The organism is Microvirga vignae (assembly GCF_001017175.1).
GTDB lineage: Bacteria > Pseudomonadota > Alphaproteobacteria > Rhizobiales > Beijerinckiaceae > Microvirga > Microvirga vignae.
Genome location: NZ_LCYG01000051.1, coordinates 293 through 21,592, shown reverse-complemented (window position 1 = coordinate 21,592; position 21,300 = coordinate 293). Strand labels below are relative to the sequence as shown.

The 21,300-nt window shown below is 60.2% G+C and carries 18 protein-coding genes; 7 read left to right on the top strand and 11 right to left on the bottom strand.

The genetic code is table 11. The annotated features are described in order from the left end of the window. Positions 1-44: 44 nt before the first annotated feature. Together AA309_RS18870 and AA309_RS18865 are read right to left on the bottom strand one after the other, a co-directional pair. Positions 45-1,613, bottom strand: a complete 1,569-nt coding sequence (locus AA309_RS18870; protein ID WP_047190567.1) for an ABC transporter substrate-binding protein — start codon at positions 1,611-1,613, stop codon at positions 45-47. Between the two features lie 205 nt (positions 1,614-1,818). Beyond that, complete coding sequence (locus AA309_RS18865; RefSeq protein WP_047190566.1) at positions 1,819-2,517, bottom strand: GntR family transcriptional regulator; 699 nt, start codon at positions 2,515-2,517, stop codon at positions 1,819-1,821. Between the two features lie 202 nt (positions 2,518-2,719). Between AA309_RS18865 and AA309_RS18860 the strand changes: the two genes are divergently transcribed. Continuing rightward, complete coding sequence (locus AA309_RS18860) at positions 2,720-3,913, top strand: amidohydrolase family protein (RefSeq protein WP_047190565.1); 1,194 nt, start codon at positions 2,720-2,722, stop codon at positions 3,911-3,913. 525 nt (positions 3,914-4,438) lie between these two features. On the opposite strand, the gene AA309_RS18855 is transcribed toward AA309_RS18860, so the two are convergent. Next, positions 4,439-5,431: a GlxA family transcriptional regulator gene (locus tag AA309_RS18855; protein ID WP_047190564.1), complete on the bottom strand. Its 993-nt coding sequence runs from the start codon at positions 5,429-5,431 to the stop codon at positions 4,439-4,441. A gap of 20 nt (positions 5,432-5,451) precedes the next feature. Continuing rightward, positions 5,452-6,447 carry an SLAC1 anion channel family protein gene (locus tag AA309_RS18850; RefSeq protein WP_047190563.1) on the bottom strand — a complete coding sequence of 332 codons (996 nt, stop codon included), beginning with the start codon at positions 6,445-6,447 and terminating at the stop codon, positions 5,452-5,454. A gap of 154 nt (positions 6,448-6,601) precedes the next feature. On the opposite strand from AA309_RS18850, the gene AA309_RS35315 reads away from it, so the two are divergent. Then, entirely contained in the window at positions 6,602-6,745 is a 144-nt protein-coding gene (locus AA309_RS35315; RefSeq protein WP_160310496.1) for a hypothetical protein, read from the top strand. Between the two features lie 1,604 nt (positions 6,746-8,349). Beyond that, complete coding sequence (locus AA309_RS18845; RefSeq protein WP_047190562.1) at positions 8,350-9,744, top strand: thermonuclease family protein; 1,395 nt, start codon at positions 8,350-8,352, stop codon at positions 9,742-9,744. A gap of 231 nt (positions 9,745-9,975) precedes the next feature. On the opposite strand, the gene AA309_RS18840 is transcribed toward AA309_RS18845, so the two are convergent. Beyond that, positions 9,976-10,866: a LysR family transcriptional regulator gene (locus AA309_RS18840; RefSeq protein ID WP_047190561.1), complete on the bottom strand. Its 891-nt coding sequence runs from the start codon at positions 10,864-10,866 to the stop codon at positions 9,976-9,978. A 402-nt stretch (positions 10,867-11,268) separates the two neighbouring features. Continuing rightward, entirely contained in the window at positions 11,269-12,276 is a 1,008-nt protein-coding gene (locus AA309_RS18835) for an AI-2E family transporter (protein WP_047190560.1), read from the bottom strand. Positions 12,277-13,323: 1,047 nt separating this feature from the next. On the opposite strand from AA309_RS18835, the gene AA309_RS18830 reads away from it, so the two are divergent. Beyond that, positions 13,324-14,130: a nucleotidyltransferase family protein gene (locus AA309_RS18830; RefSeq protein WP_047190559.1), complete on the top strand. Its 807-nt coding sequence runs from the start codon at positions 13,324-13,326 to the stop codon at positions 14,128-14,130. A 204-nt stretch (positions 14,131-14,334) separates the two neighbouring features. Here AA309_RS18830 and AA309_RS18825 read toward each other — a convergent pair whose 3' ends face one another. The 4 genes from AA309_RS18825 to AA309_RS18810 all read right to left on the bottom strand — a co-directional run bounded on the left by AA309_RS18825 (position 14,335) and on the right by AA309_RS18810 (position 16,734). After that, positions 14,335-14,787 (bottom strand): hypothetical protein, encoded by a 453-nt coding sequence (locus tag AA309_RS18825; RefSeq protein WP_047190558.1) that lies wholly within the window; start codon positions 14,785-14,787, stop codon positions 14,335-14,337. A 133-nt stretch (positions 14,788-14,920) separates the two neighbouring features. After that, positions 14,921-15,346 carry a hypothetical protein gene (locus AA309_RS18820; protein WP_052954835.1) on the bottom strand — a complete coding sequence of 142 codons (426 nt, stop codon included), beginning with the start codon at positions 15,344-15,346 and terminating at the stop codon, positions 14,921-14,923. Positions 15,347-15,655: 309 nt separating this feature from the next. Continuing rightward, on the bottom strand, positions 15,656-15,877 hold the full coding sequence (locus tag AA309_RS18815; protein WP_047190557.1) for a hypothetical protein: 222 nt from the start codon (positions 15,875-15,877) through the stop codon (positions 15,656-15,658). Between the two features lie 341 nt (positions 15,878-16,218). Continuing rightward, positions 16,219-16,734, bottom strand: a complete 516-nt coding sequence (locus tag AA309_RS18810; protein WP_150117642.1) for a hypothetical protein — start codon at positions 16,732-16,734, stop codon at positions 16,219-16,221. 475 nt (positions 16,735-17,209) lie between these two features. On the opposite strand from AA309_RS18810, the gene AA309_RS18805 reads away from it, so the two are divergent. Further along, the gene (locus tag AA309_RS18805) at positions 17,210-17,716 is read left to right on the top strand and encodes a hypothetical protein (protein ID WP_150117641.1); all 507 of its coding nucleotides are present in this window, start codon (positions 17,210-17,212) and stop codon (positions 17,714-17,716) included. Here AA309_RS18805 and AA309_RS18800 read toward each other — a convergent pair. Next, positions 17,706-18,086: a site-specific integrase gene (locus AA309_RS18800; RefSeq protein WP_047190554.1), complete on the bottom strand. Its 381-nt coding sequence runs from the start codon at positions 18,084-18,086 to the stop codon at positions 17,706-17,708. The two genes, AA309_RS18805 and AA309_RS18800, sit on opposite strands and share 11 nt — an antisense overlap. A 320-nt stretch (positions 18,087-18,406) precedes the next feature. On the opposite strand from AA309_RS18800, the gene AA309_RS18795 reads away from it, so the two are divergent. Beyond that, positions 18,407-20,332 (top strand): transglycosylase domain-containing protein, encoded by a 1,926-nt coding sequence (locus AA309_RS18795; protein WP_052954834.1) that lies wholly within the window; start codon positions 18,407-18,409, stop codon positions 20,330-20,332. 59 nt (positions 20,333-20,391) lie between these two features. Further along, on the top strand, positions 20,392-21,300 hold a 909-nt coding region (locus tag AA309_RS18790), incomplete at its 3' end, for a lytic murein transglycosylase (protein WP_150117646.1).

Here is a 21,300-nt window from a genome sequence, read left to right as displayed (position 1 = left end):
TGCGGCCCGCTGTGAAACGGGCCGCACAAGCATCGAAGGAAGGTTTACTTCACGGTGGCGAACCAGAGGCGCACGTACTCGTCCGGGAACTGGGGCACCTCGACACCGTCGCGGATGGCCCAGGCCACGGGCTGCTGGTGAACCGGGATATAGGCCACGGTGTCGCGTGCAACCTTCAGGGCCTCCACCAGCATGGCGCGACGCTTCTCCTCATCGAGCTCCACTGCCGCCTTGCGCGTCAGCTCCTCGATCTGCGGATTGCTGTAGGCACCCGAATTCGATCCGCCATAGCCCTCCTTCTGTTCGGTCAGGAGCGAGGACAGGACGCTGAACCCGTCCATGGGCGGCAGGGTCGCCCAGCCGACCATCGAGACGTCGAACTCGTGGCGATCCTGACGGGGAAAATAGGTGGCGCGGGATTCCGTCTGCAATTCCGTCTGGATTCCGACCTTGGTCCACATGGACGCAATGGCGACGCAGATCTGTTCGTCGTTGATGTAACGGTCGTTCGGGCAGTTGAGCTTGGTCTTGAACCCATTTGGATAGCCGGCCTCGGTGAGGAGCTTCTTGGCCTTGTCCAGGTCGTAGCCGAACGGCTTGTCGTTGTCCTTGGAATATCCGGGGACAGGCGGCGCGACGAGGGTGCCCGTATTGCGGGACCTGTCGCGCATGACGCGCTTCTTGATCGCCTCGAAGTCGATGGCATGCCACATGGCCTGGCGCACCTTGAGATCGAGTTGCGGATTTTTCTGCCCCGGCATCGCCTTGAGCTCGGGCCGGAAGCTCAATGACAGCATGATAAGGCGCAGCGACGGCTCCTCGATCACCTTGAAGCCGGAGGATCCGCTGATCCGCTGCAGATCCTGCAGGGGTGCGGGCGCGATCAGATCGAGTTCGCCGGAGAGCAGGGCGGCGACCCGGGTCGCGTCCGATTTGATCGGCTTGAACTCGATGCGATCGAGATTGTGCTGGGTCTTGTCCCACCAATCGGGGTTCACCACGAAGACGGTACCGGCGTCCGGCTTGTAGGATTCGACCTTGAACGGGCCGGTGCCGACAGCCGTGCTGGAGGCGGCGGTGGTGACGCCGGTCGCGATGTTGCCCGGCTTCAGGGCATCGTTCGCCTCCATCCATTCCTTGTCCATGATGTAGACGCCGGCAAGGTCGTTGAGGAGGAGTGGGTAGGGTCCCTTGGTGGTGATGTCGACCGTATAGTCGTCGACCTTCTGCGCACCAGTCACCGTGGAAATGTTGCCTCGCGCCCGAGCGCCGGGGTCGAGAAGCCGGTTGATCGAAGCCACCACGTCATCGGCCGTAAAGGGATTGCCGTTGTGGAACTTCACGTTCCGGCGCAGCTCGAAGCGCCAGGTATCCGGCCTTACGGTCTTCCAGCTCACCGCAAGTGCCGGCTCGAGCTCCAGATTTCGGCTGCGGCGCACGAGTGGATCGAACACGTGGTGCAGCATGCTCGTCGTGAAGCTCTCCGTGTGGGCATATGGGTCGAGCGTGGTGAGATCCGTCGGCGACGACCACCGCAGGGTTTTCGCCTCTGCGGCGAAGCCCATCAGCGCCCCGATCGCGACGGAGAGACATAAGGCGAGACGTGGTTTCATTGTAAGCCTCCGTTTGAACCCTCTGATTTGGACTTATTGTATCCAATAAATAGAAAAAATTGCATACAACAGAAGAGGCGTCAATTCGCTTCGGAGAAAATCGACGGCAGGCATCCACGCGCGAATCTGCCCTTGTCCGGGACGGCCGGGCAGGATCTCAGGAGAAGAGAGAAGGAAGGAGTCCCGGCGCAGGGCCGGTGACACCTCAGCTCGCGTAGCGGTCGAGGATCGAGCGGAGGTCGCGGTGCTTGTCGGAGCTCGACGAGAGAAGGGCGCGATCGGTCACTGCCTGCAGGTGATGGTCCATCGCCTTCATGGCGCGAGCTGCGTCACGGGCGCGCAGAGCCTCAATGATCTGCTGGTGCTCGTTGATTGAGCAATCCGAGGAATGGGGACGGCTGTAAAGAGCCAGGATTAGGGAGCAGCGGGACACCACCTCGTCCACAAATCGGGCGAGCACCCCATTGCCCGACAGTTCCGCCAGGAGGATGTGGAACTCGCCGGCAAGGCGGATTGCGGCCGGGCCGTCATGGGCATTGGCCTTCGTTTCCAGGGCCACATGCTGCTCCAGCATGGCGATTTCCCGATCGGTGATCCGCTCGGCCAAGCGCGCAAGGACCTGTCGCTCAAGGCACATCCGTGCCTCGAACACGTCGTGCGCCTCCGACAGACTCGGTTGGGCGATGGTGGCGCCCTTGTTGGGCTGAAGGTCGACGAGCCCTTCCGCATTAAGCTTGGCCAACGCGGTGCGGACGATCGTCCGGCTGACGCCAAACCGCTCGCCAATTACGTCCTCCGTCAGCTTGTCCCCGGGCATCAGGGCCTGCTCGATGATGGCGCGGCGCAAGCCGGAATAAACGGATTCGCTCCGGGATCCGGCTGTTTTCGAGGAACGATTGGGCATGCTCGACGGGACTGACGGGGCAAGGTGGGCTCGCCACCATTTAGTATCCATTTCGATCTCGCACCAAGAGCCAATTTACAAAAGCAGTTGCATTCATGATTGTATACAATAAGCTCGTTCTGGAAAGCGATTCTTTTAGGCCGGCTGCACCATTCCAGAGAGTGAACGCAGGGCCTTGGTGGAGCAGGTGAGGATAAGCGGCATGACCGGCGATCTGTACATCACCCGGGTTCGGCCCATGGGCGAAGCGGCCACGAGCCTAACCGTGCGCGGCGGGCGCATCGCCGCCTGCGGAGAGGTTGCGTCGCCCGGGGTCGAGGTCATCGATGGTGGCGATGCGATCCTCATTCCCGGCCTCGTCGAGGCCCATACCCATCTCGACAAGACCCTGCTCGGCATGGGCTGGTATCGGAACGAGGTGGGCCCGCGGCTCATCGACAAGATCGAGAACGAGCGCGCCGAAAAGAAGCGCCTCGGGATCGATCCTGCCCGTCAGTCCGCCCGTCAGGCGATCTTATCGGTTTCTCATGGTTCCACGGCGATCCGATCGCACGTAGACGTGGACACCGAGATCGGCCTGTCTGGAATCGAGGGAGTTCTGCGCACGAGTGAGACCTACCGCGACATCGTGGATATCGAGATCGTGGCCTTTCCGCAGAGCGGCATGCTGATCCGGCCCGGCACTGTGGAACTCATGGAGGAAGCGCTCAGGCTCGGCGCTCACGTGGTCGGCGGGCTCGATCCCTCCGCCATCGACCGCGACCCCAAGGGGCACCTCGACGTGATCTTCCGCCTTGCGGAGCGTTTCGGCGTGCCGGTGGACATTCACCTCCACGAGCCGGCGGAGCTGGGCGCTTTCTCCATGGAGCTGATCATCGAGCGCACGCGGGCTCTCAGCATGCAGGGAAAGGTCACTATCAGCCACGCCTTCTGCCTCGGCATGGCTGATCAGGACTATGTCGCGAGCCTCATCGACTCCCTTGCCGAGGCGAGGGTCCATATCCTCACCACAGCCCCGGCCTCGCGGCCGGTCCCGCCCGTGAAACGACTCGTGGAGGCAGGTGTCGTAGTCGCAGCGGGTTCCGACGGGGTGCGCGATACCTGGGGGCCTTATGGCAATGCGGATATGCTGGAGCGCGCAGTGCTGGTGGGCCTGCGCAACAATTTCCGGCGGGACGACGAGGTGGCTCTTGCCCTCGACACGTGCACTATGGGGGGCGCGCGGCTAATGGGTCTGGAGGATTACGGCCTTGCCCCCGGCTGCAAGGCAGACCTTGTCCTGCTCGATGGCGAGACCCTCGCGGAAGCGGTCGTAAACCGTGCACCACGCCGAATTGTCATCAAGGGCGGACGCGTGGTGGCGCGCAACGGTCAGGCTCTCATCGAGGTGGCATAAAGGAAGCATGAGCTTTGGAAAGGGCACTGCTGAGTCCCGTGCTTATCCGGATTTCTGCACGTAGATTGACACTATCGGGCAGGGGAGTAAGCGCCCCGTTAATCCGGAGCAGCAGCCGCGCAGGAAATGATCAGAGGGGAACGTCAGGAACTGGCACTTTCCGGAATTAAGACGAACGTCCGTATTCGCACGGTGAGCGGACCTTTACACGGCCACGCTCAAAGGCCGCCTTTGACCCGATCCGGACCTTCGCGATCTGCCGAAGCGACCTGGAGAAGATCTTACGCTGAGGTTCAGAGAGGTAATCCCGCGTCTTCCAGACCGCGTCACAACTGCTAATATGCCATAGCGTATATGTCCTCGACTGCGAGTTCAAAGCGCTTCTTCTCCGGATGATCGCCGACATTGGTCGGCCTCATTGTGAATCTCTCCTCACGTTCCACGCAGGATCATCACGTATTGCCCTATTTGGCGGCGGGTTGAGCGAATGGATAGGCACGCTTGAACATTCGATCGCGCGGAATGTCATAGCTTCGCGTGTGTGGATTCCATTGCATGTGCCCCTGTTCCAGCAAAGGAATTGCGATAGGCAAGTGGTGAGACGTGGAGTTGGCGCATGAAGGCCCGGCGCATGGTGACCATGTCCCCGAAGCCGGTGCGGGTCGCGATCCGCTGCAACGGCATTGACGGATCCTCCACCAGCCGCCGGGCTGCATCGAGCCGAGCGGTCTCGACAAACTCGGCGGGGGTGACACCGGCATCCTGTCGGAAGACCCGTGCAAAGTGGCGTTCGCTCATGCCGACCCGCTTCGCAAGGGTGGGCACTGACAGATCCGCAGCAAGATTGTCCAGGATATACGCCTGCGCCGCCTGGACCGGGGTCCGGCTGGCCTCCTGTGCGGCAAGATGGGCGCTGAATTGTGCCTGCCCGCCAGGGCGCTTCAGAAATACCACTAACTCCCGTGCGACAGCCATCGCCACCTCACGGCCAAGATCCTCCTCGACAAGAGCCAGAGCCAGATCAATGCCGGCAGTGACACCCGCCGAGGTCCAGACCGGACCATCTGCGGTGAAGATGCGGTTCGCGTCGAGCAAAACGTCGGGATAGCGCCGCGCAAAAGTCCCCGCCTGTGACCAATGGGTTGTGGCACTCCTCCCCTTAAGGAGACCTGCCTCGGCCAGCACGAAAGCTCCGGAGCACACGGATCCGAAGCGGCGCGAGAGCGCGGCGGTTGCCTTGACCCAGGCCTGAACCTCTTCTTCGACCGGGCGCTTATGAATTGTGGGATCCCCTGCAATCAGCAGCGTATCAACGGGAAGAACAGGGTCGTGAATCGAGCGGTCGGGAAGGATTCGAAGGCCGGATGAGCCTTGAAGAGGTCCCGTCCCTGAACTCACCACCTCAATGCGGTAATGGAGTTCTTTGGCCTGCCGGTTCGCTTCTGCGAACACGTCAGTGGGACCTACAACATCAAGGAGTTGTGCTCCGGGGAAAGCCAGAATTGCGACACGCCTCATAATCGCCTCCGTGCAGCAGGCTACACCCGAAGCAGGGTGCCGTTAATGAGGATGACGAGCGTACGGAGGAACAGAATCAGGATCGCGACGGTCAACATGGCAAAGATCACAAAGGCGAGCGTGTGAAGCCCCGTACCCCCAACCTGATCGGCATACTTGAAGGCGGCGGTCGACAGAGCGGCCATCGGGAAGCTGATCGCCCACCAAGTGATCCCGAAGGGAACGTCACGCCGGAACACTTTCGGCGACACGACAACGAACATGAACAGGCCGAAGTAGAACAGCATCGAGGCGATCATGTCGTAGCGCCCTGTCAGGTTCGTGTAAGCGAGAAAGCCAACCGCGAAGGGAGCAACGAGCACCATGAGGGAGGGACGCATGGCAAGGGGGAGAGGCTCCTGGTGACGCAGGCGCCCGAAGATCAGCACAACCAGAACCAGCGCGAGCACCGAGCCCACGGCGAACGCGAACATGTTGACCTCATAGGCCCAGCCAAACGGCATCGACGCACCTGTGACAGCGATGTCGAGGGTGGCAACTCCTGGAATGAGCAACGGCGGCAGCGTGTGCTCGGCGTTCTGCTGCACACTCAGAAAGCGCTGCGCCACCGCGTAGGCGAGAGCCGCTGTGAGCAGGGTTCCCGCAAGCCACACCGCTTGGCCGAGGTGTGTTGAGTAAGGGGACAAGAACGCCGACAGCAACAGCAGGCCGATGGCTATCGTGGCAAAGAAGTTGCTCATCACCGGGTGTGAGTACTCGGCCTGAAACGCCGCCCGATGACGGATGAACTTGGCTGCATAGGCAACGGCCAGGATGACGAAGACCGAAACAGCGATCCAACCCGCCGCTTCGCCCAGGCGGAGGTCAAGGCCGAACGCACGATAGGCCTCTCGCCAAGCGAGGCTGAGGCCGGCCAGTCCCATTACCGAAGCAAACAGGTTGACGGGTAACTGGCTGATTGATTGCCTGGCACCGGGGCGCGGCAGTTCACCAGCAATAGAAGCGGATGTCGTCATGTGGCTCTCCATCAAGGTGGCCGGGCAGCTGATTGGCTCAAATGATCAGCCCTATTAAGCCTCTGATCTGGTTTGGCTGAAATTGAAATCCAGAGACAAAAACGGCCAAAGAGGGAGCGGTTGCTGCCACGCCGAGACGAGGCGGCAGCAGTGGATGGTGGAAGGCTTTGCCATCAACGGAACCCCGATCTGGCCGCAGGCAGGGCGAAAGTGGCGTTTCCTGCTCAGCATCGCACTGGCCGAGGGGCTTCAGGCTGACGCTCCTGGAACCGGCAAGGACCTGCGCGTTGAAGCCTGACAGGACGACCCATGGTTCGGGCCATGAGGGGCGCACATTCCCATGAGGTTGTCCGTGCCATAGGTCCTCAATGCGAAGGGCTGCTAATGGCACTCCTGCGACCTGCGCCCAGGGGCAGCAATCCTCGCGCAACCGGACGTTCCTCAAGGTCGGCGAATTTCACTGCCTGACCCGGTGCGGACATCGGCGAGATGGCGGTGTGTGACCGTACAGCGCATCAAGCCGTCAATTTTGGGCTGCAGGAACGAGGCAGCTTAAGTCATCGCAGGCGAGCCTTCTTTCGCCCGAATTGCGCGTTTGACTGTTTTTCTGTGCTGGAATGATCTTGGTTTTCTGTGCTGGAATGATCTTGGCGCAGGTTGTCTTCAGTTAGGCTTATCAGTCACGCTGGACCTATGGAGAGCGTCATGCGAGCTATATGGAAGCAAGCCTGGAAAGCTACTGTCGTTCCTGCGGTGTTCCTAAGCTCTGCAGCCCTCGGGCAGACAAGGGGAGCTTGGGTTGACCCGCCAGCCGATCTGTCTGCGCTTACAACCCAGCCGGCTGAGCCAAGCTCTTCAGTTGAGGCTCCCTCCCAAGCAAGGACCTCATCGGCGCCGGCAATTACGGCTCCCGCATCAGAGACGGGGCCAAGATCTTCTCTCAGTGCTGTTCATCCGAAATCCAAGGCCCCAACAGAGAGGTTCTCTTCCGAGCATTCGGGGCAGCAGGGGCAATCCGGTCCATTTCAGGCTGTTCCTCGACAGCAAAATGCCCAATCTGCCTCGGAACCCGCAGGCGCGCCAACGAGCACTTCTGACATGGCAACTCGGCCGAGCCTCGTCAGAGGTCGGTCAGGCTCTCAGGAGCAAGCCGCGCAGAGTTTGGCACTCAATTACCTTAATCTCTGGTCCGCCTCAAACCGTCAGGCTCTCCAAACGACGCCAGAGTTCTACGGCTCGAGAGTACTCTTCCACGGAAAGAGGATGAGCTTTGGAGAACTACTTGCCGAGAAGCGCCGCTTCGCTCAACGGTGGCCTGACCGAGACTATCGCTATCGCCCTGACACGCTGAACGTGCGATGCAGTCCTGGCACGAACACATGCACTGTGCGTTCAGCTTTTGACTTTGAGGCTGTCAACTCCAAGCTGGACCAACGCTCGCGCGGGGTTGGGACGCATGAATTGGTTGTGAGCTTCGCAGGAGAGCGGCCGGTGATTATCTTCGAAACCAGTCGTGTGCTGAGCAGGAAAAACCGTCCGTGATCGGGAGTCGGCACAGAAGTTTGCGAGAAGGTTTTCGTGTCTGCAATAATAATCAGTTCAGCTTCAGCCGCAACTAAAACGAATATAGACCTGGTATTAAGGCGATATTCTTGCAAGGATCCTGCCAAAAGTGGCTATATTGACGACGAAGGCAGCTAAGATACGATTAAGTTGTTTGCTCATAAATGGCTTATTGCTAAAGCGCCTTGCGAGAATGATTGTGGCCTTTGCGTTGTAAGCAGTGTGAGAACGAGCACTGCTGTGGCCAGTCGAAGAGATTGTGTGATGCCTATCCAACAGCACCCCAAGTGCTCGCCCTAGCTTACGAGCTGACAGGAGCGCTCCTGATGGAGGTCCGACATGTGCGAACGAAACTTTGCAGAACTCACAAGTCGTTCCGCGAGACTGCATATCGTGCCATTCAGCCGAGCGCTCCGGGATGCTCGTGGCAATTTCGCAAAGACCCTTGCAGCAGTTCTGACAGGATCGCTGCTGAGTGGCCCTGTGATGGCCGAGAACCAAACACTGACAGGGGAGAGCAATCTTGGACTGCGCAGTCGTTCTAACATCCAAGATCTTCGGACAACAGAACGGGACTCCAAGCCGGTAAGTCGGACAGAGACTAGCGGTGTTGGCAATGCCCCTAATGTCCTGCACTTGCTTGTTAACTCACCGGAGCGGCGGCAATTCGCAAAGGATCTCGAGCACCTCCTTCGGGACGGCAAAATAGAAGAAGCTGAAAGCCATCTCAGTAAGGCAATAAACGTTGCTACCTTTGCCATACTCCTCCAAGACCAGCTTAGAACGCCAAGCTTGTTAGCCGAGCTACAAACACTTGGCCTCCGAGACGACAATCAGTCCACCGCGCTTCCGGCTGCCGCAGGGCAGCACGTGGCACCGTCACCAGATAGTTCCGGCGCGACTCACGTAGTGCCAACATCTGATGAGCTTGCAGAATTGAAAGCTGCAAGAGACCGGGAACAGCAACGGGCGGATGCACTTTCCCGTGACCTTGCGACCGTTACGGAGGAGCTGCATGCGCTTCAAGCATTGCGGGCGCAAGAGGCCGCTTCTGCAGCAGTAAACGCTCAACAATGGGCAGAGCTCAAGGCGTCCTTTGAAAAGGAGCGCGAGCGGGCAGACGCTGTTAGGCGTGATCTTGCCGTCATGGCGGAGGAACGTCACGCCCTTCAGCAACTGCGGGGGCAGGATGCGGTCCTTGCCGCAGACAGCCGCAGAGAACTACAGGAGTTGAAAGAGCAGCTTGGGCGAGAACGACAAAGGAACCGGGCCGCGTCTGCCGTGCATCAGAAGGCGGAACAATCTCAGAGCAGCAAGAGCGGTGAGCCGATAGGCATGGCAAGCCTTGCACCGTCTCATGGAGCCAGTTCACTGGGATCATTACCGGTTAGGGCGGCGGCTGTTCAGGCAAACACGTATAGACTTCGTGGCGTTCCGAACGTTGTTGATGCAGCAACACTTTCACTGCAGGGCCGCACCATTCACCTGTTCGGAGTTCAGGCGGATGGTGATGCAGGCAGTGCCAATGAATTGACCAAATATCTGGATGGCCGCGAAGTGGATTGTGAGCCTGCGGGTCCAACAGATGTTTACCGATGCCAAGTCGACAGGATGGACCTGTCCTTGGTCGTGTTGTTCAACGGTGGCGGGCGGGCTGCGCCGGATGCACCCCCGGGACTTACGCTTGCGGCGGACCGAGCGCGCTCGGCTCGCGTAGGGGTCTGGAGCAAATAGCTTATTCGCTCAAGTTGGCGCAAGCACATCAGAGCCGAGGAGGAATGTCTCCTAATGGCACATCTCGGAAGAAAACCGAATGTCTGCCTGAGACAGGAACATCGGACCTTCCTGACGGGAAGGGAATTCCTTGGTGTGATCCTAATCGGTCCTTGATGCTCCACAATGCGGATCCGGTTGTCGCGCAGCACGGGAAGAGAACACTGTTGCTCGGTGGAAGTAAGCCACGGATCAATAGGCCCACCGCTGTGCCTTTGTGACAAGGAAGTCGCGGAATGCCTGAAGGCGTGCGACAGAGCGCATCTCATCCGGATATACCAGATAAGCCTCAAGTGACGGCATCTCGACATCACGGAGGACCTGGGTGACCTCGGGATTACTGTTCATGGCGTAGTCTGGAGCCATGCCGATTCCGGCGCCACTCTCAATGGCACGCCGCAGGGCCAGACTGTCATTGACCGTTAAGTGGCTGGTGCGCGGATCCTTTGGATTGCGTCCCAGGATTGTTAGTCGATGCAGATCAAGAATGAACTCCGGTTGGCCCCCGCCTAAGCTAAGGATGCGGTGATGATCGAGATCCTCCACGCTCACGGGCTCGCCAAAGCGCTCCAGATAGGTGACGGCGGCATAGGCATGATACTGGATCGTAAACAGGCGCCGTTGAATCAGATCAGGTTGTGTGGGACGGCGTAGCCGGATGGCGAGATCCGCCTCTCGCATGGCGAGATCCAACTCGCTATTCGTCAGGATCAGCTCAATCGTCACTTCAGGGTAGAGGTCTAGGAATTCCTTGATGCGTTGGGCGAGCCAAATGCCGCCAATGCCGACGGTGGCTGTGACTTTGAGAGCTCCTGCCGGGCGCTCACTGGTCTCAGTCAGGCGCTGGCGTGTCATCTCCAGACGCAGGCGCATCTCTTGAGCCGCCTTGAAGAGCACGTCTCCGTGCTCCGTCAGGATCAGCCCGCGGGCATGGCGATGAAACAGAGGAACTTTCAACTCCTGCTCAAGGGCACTGATCTGGCGGCTGACTGAGGACTGGTTCACCCCGAGCTTCTCGCCGGCTCGGGTGAAGTTTCCCGCCTCCGCAACCTCATAGAAGAGTCTGATCTTGTCCCAATCCAAAGCGATTCCTCAGGCTCAGGTGTGAAGTTCCTGTCTTGGCGTATCGCAGCCGGAAGGTTCCGTCACCTTTCAGTCATGCTTCTTCACGGAGCAGTCTTCGCTCCGCAAACTAACGGGCCCAGAGTGATAGCCAAGCCAGCGATGGAGGAAATTCAAGGGCTATCTTTAGCCAGCGGTCGATAATGCAAAGGATGCGGTCGACGTTCGCGGTGCGGTAGCCAAAATAGCCGGTAACGAGAGAACGACAGCTTCTGGCAGGGGGCGAACCTTACCCGAGGTTCCGCGTTCGCGCGCAAAGTGGACGTTCAGTTGATCCGTTCCACGTGGGAATGAGCATGCTTCGAAGCGAGGCTTCAAAGGGCCAAGGCTATGGTCTACATCGGACCGGCTCTCGCGGTGCCGTCAGATGAGATTGCGGGCTGCGAGTTCGTTCTTCAGGTAGGCATAGTAGATCGGAGCCGCAACAAGGCCAGAGATCCCGAAGATGGCTTCCATGACCAACATGGCCACCAACAGCTCCCACGCGCGGGCGTGGATCTGGCCACCCATCACGCGGGCATTCACAAAATACTCCAGCTTGTGAATGACAACGAGGAACAGCAGCGAGCTGGCAGCCAAGACGGGGGATACGCTCAGGCTCACGACAACGATCACGGTGTTGGAAATTAGGTTGCCGATCACCGGCAACAGCCCGGCTATGAAGGTCACGGCGATCATCGTCTTCATCAGGGGAAGCTGGGCACCCGTCAACGGCACTACACCTAGCAGATACACACCGGTCAGGACCGTGTTCAGCGCAGAGATCCTCACCTGAGCAAAAACCACGCTGCGAAACGCAGCACCGAGCAGGAGGGCTCGCTTCCGCAGCGCCTGTGCCAAAGGACCACTCTCGGCATCACCGGCCTCATGGCTGATGGCGATCAGGGCCCCGATGACGAGGCCAACGACAAGATGCACCACGGTGCGCCATACGTCCTCGCCCACCAGCCGCAGCTGACTCGCATTCTCGCGCAGCCACGCAGAAGCTGCCGCCTTCAGCTCCTCCGGATCGGCTGGGATATAGCTGCTGGCCCACGCAGGAAGGTGAGGCCGCGCGCTCTCGATCACCTCGGCCATGCGCCGGAGCAGAATGGCAAGGCTGTCGGGCCCGCCGGACAAGAGGGACATCAACCCGAGGATCCCGGCCCCGATCACCACCACGATGACGGTCGCAAGAAGCGACACGACAATGATCTTGCCGGTGCGGTGGGGCACGCGGATGCTTGACCTCGGGGCCAGTACATGGACAAGCTCGTAGACCAGCAGCCCAGCCAGCAGCGAGGCGAGCAGGCCAATCTCAAGGGCGCCGAGCAGAGCAATGGCCGCAAGGATCTGGGTTGTGGCTTCGAGCCGAGAGACTGGACTCGCCACACCCCCGGAAGGAAGGGGCTCTTTCGATGATAGGTCGCGCCCTAAAGGGTCGAGCATCGGCTCAGCTCAGCTCTAGCCATCCCAGGAGCTTTCATTTTCCGTCGGACGAGAGGTGATGTCGACTATATTCCAACTCCAGCCACCCCGGCATACCCGGCACCGGGGAGTGTCAACGGATCCTCACACGCCTTTTTTCACCCTGATACGGAAACAGCAACGCTCTTGGAGCTAAAGACTATTCTTGCGGAACACCGTTATGGAAAGCTGCAGCGAGCGCATCGGGATCTTTGACTAAGACAGGTGTGTTCCGGGAGACGCGCCCTTAAAGCAGCGGCACAGGAGTTTCTCGCACACAACCTCATCTTCAATCAGAACTTGAGAAGCCCTTTGCTCAGCGCAGCTCGCCTCAACCATCTCCCACACCAGAATCTCGGCTAAGGACCGGGCCGGGAAGGCTCCAACAAACTCATCGTCGCGAAAAATCAGCCAAACACTTTTGCGGCCAACGATTTTGCGATTGATGCCGACGATTTTGTAAGTTGTGTGAGAGTGAGGCAAAGATGGCACCTATTCAAAGTCTTGCTGTTTGCTACCGAGAACAGAGGTATGACCTTCCGATAGGAAAAATAACGTTAATTGAGCGCTCGGCTATGCCGAGACTAGGAAACTGTGGTTGATGGCCCGAAGGGACAGCGAACCCGGTACTATCGCCAATTCGCGGAAACTCCGGTAAGTGGCCCGCCATGACGTAGAAATGTTCATCGGCACAATGCTGTGACAATGCATATAGCGCCCACACTGGACGGCTGCTTGGCGTTGCCGTTGCCTCCCTGCACCATGTTCACCATGCCTTTAACGACCAGATCCCCGAGAACATCCTGGCACACATCTTTGGTGAGTTGGCCGCCGCTGCCTCGGGTAGCATAGCCTTGTTTGCTGCCGTTTCAGCCATATGCAACTTCCTCACTCGAACCAACAATTCGGATAACCCCTTTTATGGAACTCATATCTTTTCGCGTATCCTGAGGTGCTGGCTTGGAGGAATACATGACGAGCACACTTCCCCCCTATCATGCCGCCTTCCTCGATAAAGCCCGCGGCATCCTCTCAACTGACCTTCGCATCCATACTTTGCTTGCCGGCGGCTCCATGATCCATGGTGGCATGGATGAGCTCTCTGATCTCGACCTCGTTGTCGTCGTCGAGGAGGACTCCTACACCGAGGTGCTGGCTTCCAGAATGGAAATGGCGCGCCGCCTCGGACCGTTGCTGAGTGCATTCACGGGGGAGCACGTTGGCGAGCCCCGCCTCCTGATCTGCCTCTATGGGCCTGAGCTTCTCCATATCGACTTGAAGTTCGTCACGATGTCGGACCTGGATCGGCTCGTCGAGCGTCCGATCGTTCTCTGGTCACGGGACAAAGTGGCCGTCGAGGCAAGATTGGACCGGGCGGAAATTTCCTGGCCGAACCTGGATCCGGATTGGTTTGAGGCCCGGGCATGGATCTGGCTCCACTACGGAGCAGCCAGAGCCCTGCGAGGAGAGCTCTTCGAGGCCATCAGCATGCTCGCTTTCTTCCGTGATCAGGTTCTGGGGCCTATGCTCCACCGCCGTGCGGGGCGCCCGCAGCGTGGTGTGAGACGAGTTGAGGCGTATAGGCTTGATGAAACCGGGCAACTGGCTGCTACGGTCGCACGCCATGATTTCGGATCAGTGAAGGCAAGTCTCGTTGCTGCCATCGAACTTTACCTCAAGCTCCGTGCAGACGAGCCACCGCGCTCAGAGATGAAAGGCATGCCTCAAGCCCTCTTCGATTTCTTGAGGCACGAGGTTGACAATACAGCACGGTTGTAAGTTGGCCGCCGGGGCTACCTGAAGGCGGATTATGCGCAATTGCCTTTATGGAATGCGGTCGCGATTATACAGTAAATCCGGTTCCAAGGGATGCCTCGATGAGTCCGCGGATTCTTTGCTATACTTCGTGCGGCTCCCATAGTGGCAGGTGGTTTGTGAGAGCAGGAGAAAGCATGAACAAGCCAAGGCGCTCAGCCTGCCCAACTAGGGTCGGCTTTCAATAATCTCGGCACTGATCTTCCAGTCGCCTGTCTGCTGTTTGGTGACAAGGATCGCCCACGGGGTCGTAGAGTCCTCTATGCGGGAATAGCGACGGGCGGTTATCATGATGCCGGTATCGCTGGGCTTGACCGACACATCCTGGAAGTTGTTCCGCTCGTCAAGCTGCTGCGCCAGCGGGATTGCTTGGGGGATCAAGGCTTTCCATTGCCTGCCTGTGAACGTGAAGGTCTGCATTCGCCCGTCGGGCCCAAGGCGCTTTGCCTTAATGACCGCGTCATCCGCATACAAGTCAGCAATCGCCACGTCGAAGCGATCCGAGCGGGCCACGTACTCTTTGAAGACAGTGAGGGCATCTGCTGTATCGTCAGCAAGAGCAGGGCGCGCAAAACTCAGAGCAATTAGCGTCACTGCAGCTGAAAACTTAATGCGGTCCATCGTCCCTCTCCGAATGTCAGATGGATTACAAGATGGCTGGAGCTTGGAAGCAAGAAGAAAGCGGGGCTGCCATTACATCCGTGGACAGCCCCGCCTTACAAACGCAATTGATGGCAGAAACGTGCCCTGGTTATTACTCGTCAGCACCGGTCTGACGCCTCACGTCATCCAACACGCCGAGAATGGCAGTAGAGCCCGCGTAATGACGACGAAGCTGCATCTCATCGACCTTGAGCCGTTCACATTGGAGGCGCTCCATCGCGCCAGTGATTTGGCCCGCTCGCTCGGCGTCATATGGTTCCTCGCCTGCCCAGTGATTGCACTCGAGGCGGCGCTCGGCGAACGCGCGCACGTCAGCCGGGATGGCCTCTTGGGCGGCCGCATGGCCAATAATGACGGCGGGAGCGATATAGAGGAGGTGCTTGGCGCGCATCCGACCCTTACTCCTGAAGGACGCCTCTCCGTCCATGTATCCGACGCGCTGGTTGGCCGTGGCAAGCGGCGGGGTAGCGATGAAGCACAGAAAGAACACCGCAAGTCTAAGCACTTTCAGGGCCATTCAACCAACTGGGACGAGGCAGGAACGCGGCAACCTGTGCCTTTTTCCGATGGAGTGGTGTGGGGCCGTCGGTGCACCCGCAGTCAGCCCGGCCAATGGCGCGAGGAAAGGCACCCGCGCCAATACGTTTAGCGACCTAGCGGCGCTTGATTTCGGTTGATTGTATTCAGGGCAGGGCCGCGCACCTCCGCTGAGACGCGCCCTGGAGAGGGACCCGACCGGGTGGGGCAGAGGGCTTGAGCTTGCGGTGACAGGAGCGGTCCAGAGCCTGCAGGCTGCCTGAGACGCTCACGCAGCCCGCCTGAACGTTCAGAAGAACGCCGCAAAGGGATTAGGCTCCGGCTCCTTGGCCTGCGGTGCCCGGATCTTCGACCGCTCGGCCAGGCCAAACCCGAGTTTGTTCGGCACGGTGACGAGGACGGCCACACGGCGCGTGTTGGCGGCATCCGAGCGGAACTCCGCCATCAGGTTGGCCGCAATCTCCACCAGCAGAGCATCGGCGCTCGTGAGCCAGGTGCCATGAGCCGCCATCTCCAGCCAGACGGTCTTGGCTCCATCCGATAGAGTTGCGGGTGGAAGCCCGAGTGCCCCGTCACGACTGGCTTACCTTCACGCTCCTTCAGCCGTGACGGATTGCGCTGGAACGCGCCCTTGAGTGCCAGTTCGGCTGTTGTCTTACGTGGTCTGCTCACGCTTTACCCCCGTTGCCTTATTTTGTGGCTGAGAGAATCTGCGTGCTTGGCCGGTCGCGGGCGCAAAAGCCCTAGAGATTTGACCTGCCCTCTCCCTCTCCCATGAGGACAGCGCATCTGCAGCTTGGCCGGTCGCAGATTGCGCCAAGCCGTTGTGTTGTAGGGCCAATGCACCGTGGCTCAGGCGTCCTCTTGGAAAGGGAGATAGCCGCCGAGCGGAACGGCCCGATAGTTGTTTACCGTCCGCCGCTCTCTATCGATGAACTCAATGGTCAGGTCATAGCCGTTTTGTTCAGCGACCTCGCCCTCGCCATGCTCTTCATCAATCACCCAGTAGCCAACCGGAATAGGGAGGAGCCGCTCGAACGCGGAGAAATGGCCAAGGACCGTTGTGCCATCGCGCCAGACAACGCGCAGATTGTTGCCCTCCACCTCCTGAATGTACCCGATACCACGCCAAGCATTGCGGACAAGATCACCGTCCAAGAACAATTCCCATGCTTGGATAGAGGTGCGCTTCCATTCATGCCATTGCACTTGAGCAACGTTGTAATTCTCAAATGCTGGACCGCAGAGCCGTCGCTTTTCCATGGTCCGAGCTAGCCTCAGAACAGCTTGCCGCTCCTCTTCAAGCCGTCTCTCTTCGATAAGCCTAGCCTCTTCAGCCTTGCGCCGTTCCTCGACCTTGCGCTCCATCTCGGCGAGTTCGCGACTGGTCACTCGCTGGCCCGGTCTCTTATGAACCGTGCAACGCCGGCTTGGCATGAACCTGTCTGACGAGGCCGATGCCTTGAAGACGAATGGCTCGCCACACTGAGCACAGCCGGACTCCCACACGGCGAGCTCGCTCGTTCCAGTGTCGCGCCGACTGTGCGGCTCGAGGGCGATACATTCGTAACGCTGGCCATTGAACTCCTTCACGGTGCCTATCATGAGCTGACCTCCAAGCGCGCGCGTGGCGGCCGACCGAGAAGGGAGGCACCGCGCTCGGTTTGGGCGGTCGATGCCAAGTTGCGCGGCTACCTCACTGGGGGTCGGTGCACCTGAATCAGCAGGCGCACCACCGATCATTCACGTTCGGTACTCCGGCATAGCATACCGTTGCGATTGACAGGTGAGCTGTCAGAGGATCACCATCGCTGGGTGGGGGCATGCCACAAGGATGGCTGCCATGGACACTTTCGATCACATCCTGAATTGGAAGCTGAAGCGAGGCTCACACGCATTCCCCGGCAAGGACGGCGGAACCTGCATCAACGAGGCGGCGATTGTTGCGGCTGGCTTTCCCTATCAGCCGGTCCGGGCCGTCGAGACCATGCCGGCGTGTTTCTCGCGCCCGATCTGCCGCTTGGCGATGCTCCTGAACGATGAAGCCAGTGATGAGGAGCGGCAGCAACTTCTACCGTTCGTCACCCGTTTGGCCTGCGCCGATACGGCGAAGGTGGAGTGGGAGCGGGAGGTCTATATCGCCCAGCACCTGAGATATCGCATGAGCTTCCAGGATCGCCTCGAGATCCTGGAGGACGCATTAGCCATTGGGCGGCAGGCTGAGGTGCTTGCGCCGGCGGAGGTGAGGTCCAGGCTGGACGCGGTTCAACAGAATGCCAAGGCTGCCACATCGGTGGCCGACCATCTGAAGTTCAGCAAGATCAAGGAGTGGCTTGCCCCTACTCTGTGAGAGCAGGGCCGCTGCCGCTTCCGGTGAGGCCAATCACGAAACGGCCCCGGGTCTCCAGGGCCTGCCGTCGCTCGTCCAGGAAGTCGTGGCGCTGATAGACGGCCACAATGCCGCCGAAGGTGCCCGAGGTGTGGTTGAGGCTCGTCTCCACGACGTGCAGCGGCACACCCAACCGGGCACAGCCGGCGGCAAACGTCCGCCGCAGATCGTGCAGCCGCCACGGCGCAAGCCTGCCATCCCCGCTCAGGTGCCGGCCGGCCAGAGCCGAGGGGCGCTCCACTGCCTTCGACACGCCCGAGAAGGACGTGCTGCCGGTGGTGGTGAACAGGAGCTTCGAGGACGCTCCGATCTTCGGAAGGCTGCGGATCAACTCAAGGGATCAACTCAAGGCGACGGCTGGGATCTGGCTCTGGACTTCTCAGACCCTGCCCAGTGAAGGGGAGGGGCACTGTCCTTCGCGGTGGTCGTGCAATCGTGCAACGCCTCTTAGGTCTGAGGCCGAGCTGCCCAAGCATGGCGAAGGCTCGCCATGAGCCGCGATCTTGTGCGCTTCTCCAGGAAACAGTGCAAGCAGGCGGGCTTCTCGACACCGTCGTAGCTTGACCGTAACATCATACCGGTTTCAGCCACAGTCTTCGTGTTTGTTGAAGGCCTTGGCGCCGAATCGGTCGGCGCGTCATAGGGCCTCAAATGACCCGCGCTCTGGCTTTCGCCACTGCTCTTCTGCTCACCAGTCTCTCCACCGCACAAGCCGCAGACTCGGTGCACTTCTGGGATCTCCAGCCTCGGTCTCTCCGGCTTCTCGTCTCATCCCCACAGGTGATGGTCACCCGCACCAGGACCGGATGGGATGCCTACTGCCGTTGCCCCGTGGTTCTCGCACCGTCAGAGATCCCCGAAGTGATGAAAAAGGCTATCGTGGCCGTCGAGGACAAGCGCTACTTCGACCACGGCGGGGTTGATGTGGTCTCGCTGCTCTCCGTACTCAAAGGCGGCCTGGCCCGAGGCGGCAGCACGATCCCGATGCAGCTCCTCAAGAACCTGGTGTTCCACGATCTGCGTGGGAGCGATGTGCTTACGCGTCTTGAGCGCAAGGGAGCCGAGGTCTGGTACGCCGGGCTCTTTGATGAAGCAGTGGGCAAAGAGGAGCTTCTAGCCGCCTACCTCAACCAGATCGAGTTTGGTGGACGCGACATCGTCGGGCTGTACCGGGCCAGCCGCCACTACTTTCGCAAAGAACCGAAGGATCTGACGCTTTATGAAGCCGCTCTGCTGGCCGGCATGGTCAAAGCGCCTGCCCGGCTCAATCCGGTCCGCGAAAAGACGCGGGAGCGGGCGCATGAACGGGCGCTTCTCGTCCTTAAGCTGATGGCCGAGCAGGGCAGGATCACCAACAACGAGCGCCGTCAGGCCGAAAAGGCCGGAACTCGCCCTGGCATGCTGCCGGAGTTCAGGATTCAGCCGCAGGCCTTTACCGAATGGGTGGTGGAGACGTGGGCGGACAAGTATGTGCAGCCGGGAGAGACGGTCCGGTTCTTTGTCACCTTGAACCCGCGGATCCAGCATCTCGCGGAGCAACATCTCAACAGGATGGTCAAGGAACGAACCGTTCCACCCGAGTATGATGCTGGCGCAGTGATGATGGCGCCGAATGGACGCGTGCAGGCGATGGTGGGCTCCGTGAACTGGTCTCAGCGGCAGTTCAACAACGCCGTCAAAGCCAGCGTGCAGGCCGGCTCAACAGCCAAGCTGCCGCTGCTGATTGCCGCCTGCGAGGCCGGCAAGTCTCCGGAGAGCCGAGTCATGGACCAGCCGGTCAGAGGGGCTTGGCCGGCGAATGGCGAGTTGGGCTATCGCGGTCAGACGACCTTGAAGGAGGCGATTGCCTCATCGCGCAATGCGGCTGCCGTGCGGCTCGCGCAGGAGATCGGGACTGAGACCGTCGCCGAGGTCAGCCGGCGCATCGGTATCGATCCTGGACCCGCCAGTGATGCGAGCTTCGTCCTCGGCTCCTACTCGAGCGATGTCATGGCCATGACAGCAGCCTATGCGGCGGTGGCCAATGGCGGCTACCGCGTCCGCCCATCGGGCGTGCTGGCCGTAGTCGATGGTCGAGGCCAGGTCCGAGCCGACTTTCTCACCCCCATGCGGAGGAGGGTCATCCCCGAGAAATGCATCGAGCCGACCCACGCGGTTCTGCGGGAGGTGGTTCAGAATGGGACCGGACGCGCGGCGCGGTTGAAGCGGTGGGAAGCTTACGGGAAGACCGGGACCTCGACCGGCAATGCCGACGCCTGGTTCATTGGCTGGAGCGAGCAGCGGGTGTTTGGAGTCTGGATGGGCCGTCGTCGTGGCGAGACAGGACAAGCCGTTGCTGGGGCGGGGGCACCGGCTGCTTACTTCGGGCGTGTTTCCAACGCGGTGAACGAATGGGCCGAGCGCCGGCAGAGGTTTGAGGAGCAGCGGCTCGCGGGTGCACGCCCCAAGAGAGGTCTTGAGCCGAGAGGTCTTGAGCCGGGCAAGATTGTCGATTGGCTCTCTTCTCTTCCGCAGGCCATGACGAGGCCTGGAACTCCATCAGCTCAGGAGATGCCTCTCAGGGATAAAAGGACTTGAAACCATCCGAGCCCTGACCGGGTGTATTCCCGTCACGGTTCCCCCGATCTAGGGTGCTCATGATGCTCATCCGTTCTGTATGCCGCGTGTTTGCAGTCCTGATTGCCGTAGGTTCCTGCGCTCTTGTGGCGGCGGAGCACTCGCCTGCGCAGGCGCAGAGATCAGACACGCGACAGCTGGTTGAGGATCAGTTTCGCGGCTGGCTGGCGGACACCGTCTGGCCTGATGCGAAAAAGCAGGGGATTTCCCGCGAGACGTTCGACCGCGCCCTCATGACCCTCACGCTCGATTGGAGCCTTCCGGAACTGCAGCCCCCCGGCCAAGAACCCCCGCGGGATGATCAGCGGCAAGCCGAGTTCCAGAGCCCCGGTCGCTACTTCTCGGAAGGGCAGCTCACCTCGCTCTCGACAGCCGGTCGAATCCTTCTGGACGAGTGGGCCGCCGTTCTCGACGAGCTGGAGCAGCGCTATGGCGTGCCGCGGGAGATCCTTGTCGCGATCTGGGGCCGCGAGTCGCATTTCGGTCGTGTCAGGCCCAAGCACCACGCCTTGAGGGTGTTGGCCACGCAGGCCTTCATGGGCCGGCGGCGCATCCTCTATTATCCGGAGCTCCTGGCGGTGCTGCTGATCCTGGAGCAGGGTCACTGGCCGGAGGAGACCTTGCTCTCTTCCTGGGCTGGAGCCATGGGACAGCCGCAGCTGCTGCCCTCGAAGTTCCTGCGCTATGCCGTCGATGCGGATGGGGACGGACGGCGCGACATCTGGGGCTCTGTGCCGGACAGCCTCGGCTCGATTGCGAACTATCTGCGCGAGCACGGCTGGAAGCCAGAGCGGGGCTGGATAGAGGTGGACCTTCCGACAACGGTCTCCTGCACCCTGGAAGGGCCGCGGCAGGGCAAGCCGCTGCGGGAGTGGGCACAGCTCGGCCTCACTCGCGCCGGTCATACGTCCCTGCCAAGCGAGAACAGC

Bases quoted from the DNA above. Each gene is read 5' to 3' on its own strand.
- AA309_RS18870 (WP_047190567.1), bottom strand. From the start codon at position 1,613: ATGAAACCACGTCTCGCCTTATGTCTCTCCGTCGCGATCGGGGCGCTG.
- AA309_RS18865 (WP_047190566.1), bottom strand. From the start codon at position 2,517: ATGCCCAATCGTTCCTCGAAAACAGCCGGATCCCGGAGCGAATCCGTT.
- AA309_RS18860 (WP_047190565.1), top strand. From the start codon at position 2,720: ATGACCGGCGATCTGTACATCACCCGGGTTCGGCCCATGGGCGAAGCG.
- AA309_RS18855 (WP_047190564.1), bottom strand. From the start codon at position 5,431: ATGAGGCGTGTCGCAATTCTGGCTTTCCCCGGAGCACAACTCCTTGAT.
- AA309_RS18850 (WP_047190563.1), bottom strand. From the start codon at position 6,447: ATGACGACATCCGCTTCTATTGCTGGTGAACTGCCGCGCCCCGGTGCC.
- AA309_RS35315 (WP_160310496.1), top strand. From the start codon at position 6,602: ATGGTGGAAGGCTTTGCCATCAACGGAACCCCGATCTGGCCGCAGGCA.
- AA309_RS18845 (WP_047190562.1), top strand. From the start codon at position 8,350: ATGTGCGAACGAAACTTTGCAGAACTCACAAGTCGTTCCGCGAGACTG.
- AA309_RS18830 (WP_047190559.1), top strand. From the start codon at position 13,324: ATGACGAGCACACTTCCCCCCTATCATGCCGCCTTCCTCGATAAAGCC.
- AA309_RS18825 (WP_047190558.1), bottom strand. From the start codon at position 14,787: ATGGACCGCATTAAGTTTTCAGCTGCAGTGACGCTAATTGCTCTGAGT.
- AA309_RS18820 (WP_052954835.1), bottom strand. From the start codon at position 15,346: ATGGCCCTGAAAGTGCTTAGACTTGCGGTGTTCTTTCTGTGCTTCATC.
- AA309_RS18815 (WP_047190557.1), bottom strand. From the start codon at position 15,877: ATGGCGGCTCATGGCACCTGGCTCACGAGCGCCGATGCTCTGCTGGTG.
- AA309_RS18810 (WP_150117642.1), bottom strand. From the start codon at position 16,734: ATGGAGCGCAAGGTCGAGGAACGGCGCAAGGCTGAAGAGGCTAGGCTT.
- AA309_RS18805 (WP_150117641.1), top strand. From the start codon at position 17,210: ATGGACACTTTCGATCACATCCTGAATTGGAAGCTGAAGCGAGGCTCA.
- AA309_RS18795 (WP_052954834.1), top strand. From the start codon at position 18,407: ATGACCCGCGCTCTGGCTTTCGCCACTGCTCTTCTGCTCACCAGTCTC.